This window comes from Flavobacterium pisciphilum, from assembly GCF_020905345.1.
Classification (GTDB): domain Bacteria; phylum Bacteroidota; class Bacteroidia; order Flavobacteriales; family Flavobacteriaceae; genus Flavobacterium; species Flavobacterium pisciphilum.
Genome location: NZ_JAJJMO010000001.1, coordinates 1,586,537 through 1,598,853, shown reverse-complemented (window position 1 = coordinate 1,598,853; position 12,317 = coordinate 1,586,537). Strand labels below are relative to the sequence as shown.

At 32.4% G+C, this 12,317-nt stretch carries 9 protein-coding genes; 5 read left to right on the top strand and 4 right to left on the bottom strand.

What is annotated here, in order from left to right; all coding sequences use genetic code 11:
* Positions 1-226: 226 nt before the first annotated feature.
* Positions 227-685 (top strand): Lrp/AsnC family transcriptional regulator, encoded by a 459-nt coding sequence (locus LNQ49_RS06250; RefSeq protein WP_229987819.1) that lies wholly within the window; start codon positions 227-229, stop codon positions 683-685.
* A 613-nt stretch (positions 686-1,298) separates the two neighbouring features.
* Positions 1,299-2,702, top strand: a complete 1,404-nt coding sequence (gene lpdA, locus LNQ49_RS06245) for a dihydrolipoyl dehydrogenase (protein ID WP_229987818.1) — start codon at positions 1,299-1,301, stop codon at positions 2,700-2,702.
* Positions 2,703-2,773: 71 nt separating this feature from the next.
* Here the strand turns inward: lpdA and LNQ49_RS06240 are convergent, their stop codons facing one another.
* Positions 2,774-3,148, bottom strand: coding sequence for a DoxX family membrane protein (locus LNQ49_RS06240; RefSeq protein ID WP_229987817.1), 375 nt, complete (start codon positions 3,146-3,148; stop codon positions 2,774-2,776).
* 198 nt (positions 3,149-3,346) lie between these two features.
* Positions 3,347-4,246 carry a DUF4349 domain-containing protein gene (locus tag LNQ49_RS06235; protein ID WP_229987816.1) on the bottom strand — a complete coding sequence of 300 codons (900 nt, stop codon included), beginning with the start codon at positions 4,244-4,246 and terminating at the stop codon, positions 3,347-3,349.
* A 209-nt stretch (positions 4,247-4,455) separates the two neighbouring features.
* On the opposite strand from LNQ49_RS06235, the gene LNQ49_RS06230 reads away from it, so the two are divergent.
* The 3 genes from LNQ49_RS06230 (at position 4,456) to LNQ49_RS06220 (ending at position 9,214) form a co-directional block, all read left to right on the top strand.
* On the top strand, positions 4,456-5,742 hold the full coding sequence (locus LNQ49_RS06230) for an anthranilate synthase component I family protein (RefSeq protein ID WP_229987815.1): 1,287 nt from the start codon (positions 4,456-4,458) through the stop codon (positions 5,740-5,742).
* A gap of 74 nt (positions 5,743-5,816) precedes the next feature.
* Positions 5,817-7,124, top strand: coding sequence for a tRNA lysidine(34) synthetase TilS (gene tilS, locus LNQ49_RS06225; protein ID WP_229987814.1), 1,308 nt, complete (start codon positions 5,817-5,819; stop codon positions 7,122-7,124).
* Positions 7,124-9,214: a protein-disulfide reductase DsbD family protein gene (locus tag LNQ49_RS06220; protein WP_229987813.1), complete on the top strand. Its 2,091-nt coding sequence runs from the start codon at positions 7,124-7,126 to the stop codon at positions 9,212-9,214. The genes tilS and LNQ49_RS06220 overlap by 1 nt, the downstream gene beginning before the upstream one ends.
* A gap of 139 nt (positions 9,215-9,353) precedes the next feature.
* On the opposite strand, the gene LNQ49_RS06215 is transcribed toward LNQ49_RS06220, so the two are convergent.
* Together LNQ49_RS06215 and LNQ49_RS06210 are read right to left on the bottom strand one after the other, a co-directional pair.
* Positions 9,354-10,670, bottom strand: coding sequence for an ammonium transporter (locus tag LNQ49_RS06215; protein ID WP_229987812.1), 1,317 nt, complete (start codon positions 10,668-10,670; stop codon positions 9,354-9,356).
* Between the two features lie 316 nt (positions 10,671-10,986).
* Positions 10,987-12,294 (bottom strand): amidohydrolase family protein, encoded by a 1,308-nt coding sequence (locus tag LNQ49_RS06210; RefSeq protein ID WP_229987811.1) that lies wholly within the window; start codon positions 12,292-12,294, stop codon positions 10,987-10,989.
* Between the last annotated feature and the right edge of the window lie 23 nt (positions 12,295-12,317).

The window sequence follows — 12,317 nt, the reverse complement described above, 5'->3', positions numbered from 1 at the left end:
TTGTCAGGATGGCAAGAAAAAGGATGCCGCTACTATCGGGGCTATGAAACTCGAGTAGCTTAGAATTCTTACTCAAAATAATAAAATATTAGAATAATAATCAATTATAATCTTAATATTTAGATTTTTAATCTGTATAATGTTATTTGTTTAGAGTTATTGTCTAATTTTACTTTTAAAATAAGATTTAAATAGATTATTTTTCAGTCTAAAAAAAAACTAAACAATGACACTAGATTCAATTGATAAAAAACTACTATTATTACTCCAAACAGATAGTAAGAAAACAACCAAAGAATTGTCTTTAAAATTAGACCTTTCCGTAACGGCTGTTTACGAACGAATAAAAAAACTGGAGAGAGAAGGTATAATACATAAATATGTAGCTTTACTGGATAAGTCTAAAATAGAAAAAGGATTTGTAGTTTTTTGTCACCTCAAACTTATTCAGCATACTAAAGAGTTCTTAACTAGATTCGAAAGTGAAGTAACTCAGTTAAAAGAAGTTCTTGAGTGCCATCATGTAAGTGGCGATTATGATTATATTCTAAAAGTGCTTGTAAAAGACATGGAAGCTTATAGAGAGTTTTTGGTCACCAAACTTACAACGCTACAGCATATAGGTAGTACACAAAGTACTTTTATGATTAGTGAGGTGAAGAATACAACAGTGATTTCTTTATAGGAGCAAAGGTTTTTATAAAAGGTGCTGAGGTTTTGAGTTGCTAAGGCTCTAAGTTTTTTTTAGTAGCAAAGGCTCAGAGAGACAAAGCGACAAAGGTTTTTATAAAAGGTGCTGAGGTTTTGAGTTGCTAAGGTTCTAAGTTTTTTAGTAGCAAAGGTTCAGAGGGATAAAGCAACAAAGGTTTTTATGAAAGGTGCTGAGGTTTTGAGTTACTAAGGTTCTAAGTTTTTTTAGGAGTAGAGGCTTTAGCTAAATTGTTTTAAATCTTTTGTGTCTTCGCGTTTTTATGAGAATTGAAAAAATCTGCTCAATCTGTTTAATCTGTGTGAGTAATTATAGAAGGCGCTGAGGTTCTAAGTTTTTTTAGGAGTAAAGGCTTTAGCTAAATTGTTTAAAATTTAGTGTCTTTGCAGTTTTACTTTTTGTCTCAGAGATAATTTTTCAGGAATCTGCTTTTTTTGCTAAATCTGAGAGAAAATTTAACATTTTTATGCATTTATTACAATAAGTTTTCCATACATCAAGAAATCCTGAGAAAAAACTCTAATTTTAAAGTTTAAACAAAACTTAATTCCTTAATTTTGTATCGCTAAAAAATAAAAAATCAAAAACTATGAGTTCATTTGACGTAGTCATTATAGGTTCAGGTCCCGGCGGATATGTTTCGGCAATTCGTTGCGCACAATTAGGTTTCAAAACAGCTATAATCGAAAAGTACAATACACTTGGAGGAACATGCTTAAATGTAGGATGTATCCCTTCAAAAGCATTATTGGCATCTTCGCACCATTATGCAGAGATTAAGCATTTTGCAGATCACGGAATTGAAGTTTCTGGTGATGTAAAAATCAATTTAGAGAAAATGATTGCTCGCAAGCAAGCGGTTGTAGACCAAACAGCTGGTGGGGTTAATTATTTAATGGATAAAAATAAAATTACTGTTTTTAAAGGATTAGGTTCATTTGTTGATGCGACACACATTGCTATTGCAAAAGAAGATGGAACATCAGAAACTATCGAAGCTAAAAACACAGTTATTGCAACAGGTTCTAAGCCTTCGTCTTTACCTTTTATCAAAATTGATAAAGAAAGAATCATTACTTCTACAGAAGCATTAGCATTGAAAGAAGTTCCAAAACACCTAGTTATTATTGGTGGTGGAGTTATTGGTATCGAATTAGGACAAGTATATTTACGTTTAGGAGCGCAAGTTTCTGTAGTTGAATTTATGGACAGAATTATTCCAGGAATGGATGGAGCTTTGTCTAAAGAATTAACTAAAGTATTGAAAAAACAAGGAATGAAATTCTACGTTTCTCATAAAGTAAAATCAGTAGAAAGAAACGGTGATGCTGTTGTAGTTCAAGCTGAAAATGCAAAAGGAGAAACAATTACTTTAGAAGGAGACTATTCATTAGTTTCTGTAGGACGTCGTCCATACACAGACGGGTTGAATGCTGATAAGGCAGGAGTGAAAATTTCAGATAGAGGACAAGTTGAAGTAAATGACCATTTACAAACAAATGTTCCAAATATCTATGCAATTGGAGATGTTGTTCGTGGAGCAATGTTGGCACACAAAGCTGAAGAAGAAGGAGCAATGGTTGCTGAAATCATTGCAGGTCAAAAACCACATATCGATTATAATTTAATTCCTGGTGTTGTATACACTTGGCCAGAAGTTGCTGCTGTTGGACAAACAGAAGAGCAAGTAAAAGCTTCAGGAGCTGAATATAAAGTTGGAAGTTTCCCATTTAAAGCTTTAGGACGCGCAAGAGCAAGTGGAGATTTAGACGGATTTGTAAAAATCATTGCAGACGCTAAAACTGATGAGGTTTTAGGAGTGCATATGATTGGAGCACGTACTGCTGATTTAATTGCAGAGGCAGTTACAGCTATGGAATTCAAAGCATCAGCTGAAGATATTTCAAGAATGAGCCATGCGCATCCAACATTTGCAGAAGCAATAAAAGAAGCAGCTTTGGCAGCTACAGATAATAGAGCACTACACGTATAGTAGTACATCTTGATATAAAATAAAAAACCCGACTCATAGTCGGGTTTTTTTATGGAAATTATTGAGGTAAATTAAGCGGTAAATACGCTTTTATAATTATCCCAATATCTGTAAATTAAAAATAGATTCCCTAAAAACAACAATCCAGCAATAGGCAAATTCTCAGGAGTCATAAAATAATTAATAAATAAAATATTTATGGTAATAGGGAGAATTAAAATGTTGGCAAGAGTTACATAACGACCAGTTACAAAGGCAATACCACAAATTAATTCTATTGATTTTGCTAATGGCATTATATAAGTCGAGGCAATTAAACCTACATTAAATGCTTTAAAATTCCCTGTTACTTCGGGCTCAGGCATTAAGTGTAAAAAGTAACTTATAGAAGCAAAAAGCAACAAAAGACCAATTAAAGTTCTGATAATAATAGTGGCGATTTTCATGATATAGATGATTTTTATAGGTTAAAAAAAATACAATTTTTGATGTAAAACTACCTTGATTTTAATAATTGAAAAACGTGTTTAATTATTAATTTATTATGAATTATGTAAACTATTTGGTTTGGTTTTGTGATTTGTTTAAGTCTATATCAAATGTAGTGATTTTTACGCTATAAATAAATACATGATTTCTTATATTTATGACTGTTTTTTAACATATCTTCTATAAAGAAAAAATCCTCCGGCACCTATTAAGATAAAAGGCCAAATGTTTAAGAAAAATACAATTATTCCTTGTAACATGTACCAGCCACTTTTTAAAGCATCTATAATTTCGATACCAATATTTGGTTTGTAGGTATTGTTATCCTTAATACTGGCAATTACCTCTTGTTTTAAAGATTGATTTTGATATAATTGTAAAGTAATGGTACTAAAATTAACTTGGTCTTTTAAAGATAATTTTTCAATTTTACTAGAATCGTTTTGTTCTTTTTGTGCGGCAAGCGTATTCTCAGCTTCCATTACATCATTTATTTTTTTGCCTTTAGTATCAATTGCATTTTCAATTCTTTTGTGGTTTTCTGCACTTCTGTTTTGTGCTAATTGGTTAGCAAGTAGTTTTAATGAGACATCATCGGCTTTGATGATACGATAATCCAGAAAATCAATTTGTTTGGCAATTGTTTTTATAACGGTATCTAGTTGTGTGTTAGGAACACGAATTGTTATGTCGTTTATTACAGAGTATTTTGTGGTTTGCAAAGTACTGTCTTGACTTATTTTGGTTTGTATTTCATCATGAATTGTACTTTGTAAATTGGTGTAAGTAACAAAACCTCCGAATTTCATGGTAGCGTTTTCAATTGCATAAGTAGATTTTGCTACATTTTTGACCTTAAATTTTATATCGGCGGTTCGAATAAATTTATGGCTGCTATCTTTTTTCTCAACGGCTGCCGATGACGAAATAATATTATCTGTACTATTAGAAGATTCAGAAATAGAATCTTCAGTCATAGTATCTGCTTTTTTGCAGGAAAATAATACAGCGATGATTACTAATGTAGTCAAGCTAAATTTTGCAATTGTTTTCATAGGTGATTGATATAATTATTAATTAATAAATGGGTTACGTAAATAGTTTTTTTAAAAATAGGGGATAAGTAGTTTTGTCTCAATAATCGTATCAATTTTAAAAAAGGGTTATTATGTGGTGTAATAAAAAGCGTGCCAATATTTTTTGAGATTACTTAATTGAAGGAATTTTTTTGTCGTAATTTTGAAGCATTAAAAAAAAATAATTTTTGAGAGTTTCAATTTATAAGCATATACCAAATCCAGCAGCTTTTAAACAGCAGCTTTTAGTTTGGGCACAACAATACCGAGAAGTCGTTTTTATGGATAGTAATTCATATCCACAAGAATATTCAAGCTTCGATTGTTTGCTGGCTGTCGATGCTTTTACATCAATAAAAACCGATTTCCATAACGCATTCGAGGATTTAAAACAATACCAACAAACAACTAAAGATTGGCTTTTTGGCTATCTTACCTATGATTTAAAAAATGACATCGAAGAATTACAATCTACTAATTTTGATGGCTTAGAATTTCCAGATTTATTTTTCTTTCAGCCTAAAAAAATATTTTTGTTGAAAGGGAACCAACTAGAGATTCAATATTTATCGATGTGTGATGATGAGCTAGAAGATGATTATAGCGAGATTATCGAACTTGAGTCGCAGCCATATAGTACACTGAGTGAAGTAGAGGTAAGGCAACGAATTTCGAAAGAAGACTATATTTCGAAAGTAAATTCAGTTTTGGAGCATATTCATCGTGGAAATATTTATGAAGCTAATTTTTGTATGGAGTTTTACGCAGAAGAAGCTGCTATCAATCCATTAGAAAAATTTGAAAAACTGAATGAAATATCTCAAGCACCATTAACTGTTTTCTTTAAAAATCACAAACAGTTTTTATTATCGGCTTCGCCAGAAAGATATATTCGTAAAATAGGAGATCAGATAATCTCACAGCCTATAAAAGGAACTTCTAAACGCTTTGTGGATACCACAGCAGATGAGAATTCTAAGATGCAATTGGAGGCAGATTCAAAAGAACGTGCTGAGAATATTATGATTACTGATTTAGTTAGGAATGACTTATCACATACGGCTCAAAAAGGCTCAGTTAAAGTGGTGGAATTATGCAAAATTTATTCTTTTTTGCAGGTACATCAAATGATTTCTACGATTACTTCAAAGTTAGATGCTCAATATTCAGCGATTGATGTTTTAAAAACAACTTTTCCAATGGGAAGTATGACAGGAGCACCAAAGATTTCAGCAATGAATATCATTGACAAACTAGAGGAAACCAAGCGAGGTTTGTATAGTGGTACAGTAGGTTATTTTACACCAGAAGGGGATTTTGATTTTAATGTAGTTATCCGAAGTATTTTATACAATCAAGAAAAAAAATATATTTCGTTTTCAGTTGGTAGTGCCATAACAGCACAATCGACTCCCGAAAAAGAATACGAAGAGTGTTTGCTCAAGGCAAAAGCGATGCAGCAAGTATTGCAATAGTTAACAAATCTATTTTGTATTTTTAACCAGTCGATTTGTAAAACCAAATTTCAATAAAAGACGTAAATTAAGATATGCTTCAAAAATTTAAAAATCATGTTACTCAAACATTTCCTTTTTTAGAAAAAAAGAAATTACTACTAGCTACAAGCGGTGGTCTGGATAGTATGGTTATGGCACATTTATTTGCTCAACTTGATTATGATTTTGCGATAGCACATTGTAATTTTCAGTTGCGAGGATTGGAAAGTTTTGGTGATCAAGATTTTGTTAGCACCGCTGCGGATACTTTAAAATGCCCCTTTTTTGTTACACAATTCGATACCGAGGCTTTTGCTAAAGATTATAAGCTTTCAACGCAGGTTGCAGCGCGAGAATTACGATACAATTGGTTTTATGAACTTTTGGAGACTAAAGGGTATGACTATATTTTAACGGCACATCATGCAGATGATAACCTAGAAACATTTATAATTAATTTGAGCCGAGGAACAGGTTTAGAAGGACTACTTGGAATTCCAGAGCAAAACGATACTCTTATTCGCCCACTTTTACTGTTTTCGAGAGAAGAAATAAAACAATATGCTGAGGATAATAGCATTGAATGGCGTGAGGATAGTAGTAATGCTTCAAATAAATATTTACGAAATAAAATTCGTCATGATTTAGTTCCAATTTTAAAGGAAATAAATCCTAATTTTTTAACTGCCTTTCAGAAGACTCAAGAGTTTCTACAAGAAGCACAAATTATGGTCGAAGATGCTTCGATTATGATATATCAGCAAGTTGCTAAAGAAATTGATGATGAAATTCACTTTGATTTGAATCAATTAAAACGATTAGCAAATTATAAGTCGTATCTGTATCAATGGCTAAAGGAATATGAATTTTCGGCTTGGGATGATATTTATGAATTGGTTGAAAGTCAGTCGGGTAAGCAAGTTTTTTCGCCAGAATTCAGATTAATAAAAGACAGAACAACATTAATTTTAAGCCCAATTCCTGAAATAAAAGAAGAAGAATTTTACATAGAGATTAACGATAAAGAAGTTAATTTTCCCTTAAAATTAAAACTCTGTAACGTAGGTCACATAACAATAGATTCAAATAAAGCTATATTTGTGGATTCCGAAAAAATCCGGTTTCCTTTGCTTTTACGAAAATGGAAAGAAGGCGATGTTTTTTATCCGTTTGGAATGAATGGAAAATCTAAAAAAGTAAGTAAGCTTTTTAAAGATGAAAAATTATCGTTGATTGAAAAAGAAAACACATGGATTTTGTGTTCGGAAAATCAAATTGTTTGGGTTGTAGGAATCAGACAAGATGAGCGTTTTAAAATAGAAAATACTACAAACAAGATACTAAAAATAGAATTACAATAATGAAATCAACCTCTCTACTATCAAAACAATTTTGGAATAATTCGATCGTGTTTTTGTTGTTTTTCTTTTTTGCTTTTGCAAAAGGGAATGCACAAATATTAGAACCAGTAAAATGGACTTCTAAAATTGAAAAGAAATCAGGAAATAATTTTGTATTAATTTTTGATGGAGCTATTGAGAAAGATTGGCATATATACTCTCAATTTACCCCAGATGGAGGACCACTACCATTAGAGATTTCTTTTAAAAACCAAAAAGGAAATTATAATTTGGTTGGGAAGGCCAAAGAAGGAAAAACCAGAACAGCATTTAATGATATATTTGGTGTTAATGAGACTTTCTTTGAAGGGAAAGCCCATATAGAACAAGAAATAACAATTACAAATCCAGATATAAAAACAATTGAAGTCGAATTTGATTTTCAGATTTGTAAAGAGGTATGTATCAATTTAAATAAAAAATTCTCTATTGCAATTCCAGCTTCATTCAAGATGGATGCAACAGCACCAGTTGCTAAAATAGATGAAGTAAAAGCGGAAGAAACTCCAAAAGATGGGGTGGTTGTTGATACTGCAAAAGCTACGGCTGGGACTGTAGTTGCTGATGTAGCAAAAGATAATGCTGATGCAGATATGCCAGTTAAGGATATGCCAGATCCAGCTCCACAAAGAAGTTTATGGTCTATTTTCTTCATTGCATTTTTGTCTGGTTTTGCAGCTTTACTTACTCCATGTGTGTTTCCTATGATTCCTATGACGGTTAGTTTTTTTACAAAACAAAGTAAAACTAAAGCAGCAGGAATTAGAAATGCGATCATTTATGGTATTTCGATTATAGTAATTTATGTTTTACTAGGCTTTTTAGTGTCTTGGATTTTTGGAGCTGATGCTTTGAATTCATTGGCAACTAATGTTTGGTTTAACATTCTGTTTTTTATTTTATTAGTGGTTTTTGCATCATCATTCTTGGGGGCTTTTGAAATTATGTTGCCAAATTCATGGGCAAATAAAGTAGACCAACAAGCTGATAGAGGTGGAATCATTGGGATTTTGTTTATGGCCTTGGCTTTAGCTATTGTATCATTTTCTTGCACAGGTCCAATTGTTGGAACACTTTTGTTTGAAGCAGCAACAAATGGTATTATTGGGCCAATTATTGGAATGTTTGGTTTCTCATTGGCTTTAGCATTACCATTTATGTTATTTGCAATGTTCCCAGGATGGCTAAATTCATTACCAAAATCGGGAGGATGGTTAAATACAGTAAAAGTTGTTTTAGGATTCCTTGAATTGGCTTTAGCATTCAAGTTTTTATCAAATGCTGATTTGGTTCTACAATTGCATTTATTAGAAAGAGAAGTTTTCATTGCCATTTGGATTGCAATTTTTGGAGCACTAACATTATATTTATTCGGCAAAATTACATTGCCACACGATAGTCCTCTGTCGCATATTTCGGTTGGTAGATTGTATTTAGGATTACTTACTTTAGTATTTACTGTGTATTTAATTCCAGGACTTTGGGGAGCTCCATTAAAAATAATTAGTGCTTTTCCACCACCACCATTATATAGTGAAAGCCCGTTTGGAGTAGGGGGATCAAGTAATTCAAATGCTGGATTAGAAAAAGGATTACCTGATGGAGCAGAATTAGGACCACACGGAATTATGGTTTTTCATGATTATGAAGATGGAGTAGCTTTTGCTAAATCAATTAAGAAGCCTATAATGTTAGATTTTACAGGTTATGCTTGTGTGAACTGTAGAAAGATGGAAAACAATGTTTGGTCGGATGAAAAAATATTGCCAATATTGAAAAATGATATCGTTCTTATTTCTTTATATGTTGATGATAAAAGAGAGTTGCCAGTTGATGAGCAATATGTTACGAAATCAGGAGATAAAATCATTACTGTTGGAGATAAATGGACAGATTTTATGATTTCTAAGTATAAAACCAATACACAACCGCTGTATGTTTTAACTGATTTAGAAGGTAATAATTTAAATAAATCTAAACCTACAATCAGTTACGTTGGTACAGACGAATATTTGAGTTGGTTAAAAGAAGGAATTTCAAATTTTAAATAATTAATGAAGTTTGTTGATTTTTAGATTATATGATTTAAGTATCAAGTAAAAAATAAATGGTTGAAGTTAATTCAAACAAAAAGCACTCTGAGTTTATACTTAGAGTGCTTTTTTATTTGTGTTAGGTTGTGATTGCTTTCTACAAGAATTCTCCATGTTGAGAAATATCCAAGCCTAATTCTTCTTTTTCTTCTGTTACTCTTAGAGGGGTAATTTTATTTACAATAATAAAAAGAATATAAGAACCTACAAAAGCAAAAATAGACACGATAACCATTGCTATTAGTTGATTTGTAAATAATGTCGAAGTTCCAAAAACAAGCCCTTGATTGTCTCCAACAGCAGGATTAATCGCTTTAGAAGCAAAGACCCCAGTTAACAACATTCCTACCATGCCACCTACACCGTGGCAAGCAAAAACATCTAAGGCATCATCGATTTTTCCTTTAGGGAATTTACTAACTACAAGGTTACTTACAATAGCAGCAAAAGCTCCGATAAAGATTGCATGAGAGATACTTACGAAACCAGCAGCAGGAGTGATAGCGACAAGACCTACAACGGCTCCAATACAAGCTCCGAGTGCAGATAATTTGTGACCTAATATCTTATCAAGGAATACCCATGCCATTGAAGCAGCTGCGGCAGCAACTGTGGTTGTTCCTAATGCTTGAACTGCTAAACCATTGGCACCTAATGCAGAACCTGCATTGAATCCAAACCATCCGAACCATAATAGAGCAGTTCCTAATAAAACATAAGTAATACGAGCAGGATTTACTTTTTGAACTTTTCTTTTTCCTAAAAAGATTGCTCCTGCTAATGCAGCCCAACCAGCACTCATATGAACAACTGTTCCACCAGCAAAATCAAGAACTCCCATTTTAAAGAAAATACCTTCTGGATGCCAAGTCATATGTGCCAAAGGAGCGTATATGATTAATATAAATAAAACCATGAATAATAAATAGGCCCAAAAACGGACACGCTCTGCAAATGCACCAGTTATTAAAGCAGGAGTTATAATAGCAAATTTAGCCTGAAACAATGCAAATAACATAAACGGGATAGTAGGAGCAAGGCCCCATGCAGTATTCGTTCCTACACCTTGAAAAAATAAATTAGAAGTTGGGTTGCCTATAATACCTTTTATAGATGGACCAAATGCTAGTCCGAAAGCTATAACTACCCATAAAATTGTTACGATTACCATTGCCATAAAGCTTTGAAGCATGGTGCTGATTACATTTTTTTTGCCTACCATACCTCCGTAAAAGAATCCTAATCCAGGAGTCATTAGCAATACAAATGCAGTTGCAACAATCATCCAAGCAGTATCTCCAGTGTCAAATTTAACAGCTTCAGATGGAACAGGATTTTCGGTTAAGATAAAATTAGATAGAAAGGTTAATACCAAAATTGTGATAAGAATCACACTTAAAATAATTTTTCGCATGGTTAGTTGGTTTTAAATTTTGATAAAAGTATAAAATGATTTAACACCCCTTTTAAAAATGACGATTAGTGCTTTATTTTTATTAAATTTTCATTTTGACCCCTATTATTTTTAGGGTATTGGTTAAAATTTGTTTTAAAATTGAGATTTTTTTGATACGAGTTTTATTTAAGAAGTGGTTTGTTGTTTGGATTTTAATTAAAATTGTCAGTTTTACTACTTTACAACCGTAAGATTTAAGTATTCTAAATGAAAAGGTCCTAAACGAACAATTCGTTTAGGACCTTTTACTTGATCGTAATATATCAGTAGCGTTTTACTTCTGATTGTATTTTTCTTTATATTTCTTATATAGTTTAGTTTGATGCGTTTCTAGGCTAATCATTCTTCCTTGTATAAAAGCATTGGTTAGTTTATTAGTTTTCATATCTAATGCATCCCCTTCAGAGATAAATAGAGTAGCATCTTTTCCAGTTTCTAATGTTCCGCAAAGTTCATCTATATTTAATAGTTTAGCAGTATTAGATGTTATTAATTGTAATGCTTGTTCTCTATCTAAGCCATAAGCAGCACATGTACCTGCTAAGAATGCTAAGTTTCGAGTATTCATTCGCTCGTTGTCACCACTATTTTCTAAACCAACCAAAATACCTTTATCGGTTAATATTTTAGCCATTTTATACGGTAGGTTAACATCTTGATCATCGCTTTGTGGCATATCGTGAACACGTCTTAGTAATACTCCGATATTGTTTTTTTGTAATAAATCGGCAGTTTTGTATGCTTCATAACCACCAACAATAACTACTTTTTGTATTTTATTATCACGAGTTAATTTTATAGCATCAATGATTTGTTTTTCTCCATTGGCATGAATAAACAATGTTTGAGTTCCATCAAAAAGACCTTTCATTGATTCAAAAATCAAGTTCCTTTCTTTAGGTTCAGCACCTAAATAAGCTTTAGAGTTAATTAAAAAAGCATTGATTTCTTCAATTTGGGGTACATAATCTTTGTTGGCTTCAATAGGACCAGGCTCAAACCAAGAGCCACTTTTTTTAAAGCTAGGAGGGAAATTAAGATGAATTCCGTCGTTTTCTTTTAGTATAGCGTCTTGCCAACTCCATGCATCTAATTGTACTATAGATGAGGTACCAGAAATTCTTCCGCCACGAGGAGTAACCTGAGCGATTAAAATTCCGTTAGGACGAACAGTTTCTATTACTTTAGACTCAGAATTATAGGCAATAACACTTCTCACGTTAGGATTGAAACTTCCAATTTCTTCATCATCATTAGATGATTTTACAGCATCAATTTCTACAAGTCCTAATGTTGAATTTGGAGCAATAAATCCTGGATACACATGTTTTCCACTAGCGTCAATTGTGGTATCATATGCATTAGCTGCCAGTCTGATTGTTTTAGAATCTGCTACCAATGTTATTTTTCCATCTTTAAATCCGATAGCACTATTCTCTATCACTGTTCCATTGCCTAGATGCGCAGTAGCATTTAGGATTAAAACTGATTTTGTTTGTTTTGGAGCAGGAGTTTGCTGCGCTATTATAACTATTGGCATGCAAAATGCCAATAGTAAAATATATATGTTTTTACTTATCATAGTTCTCTGTTTTTCTATTTGTG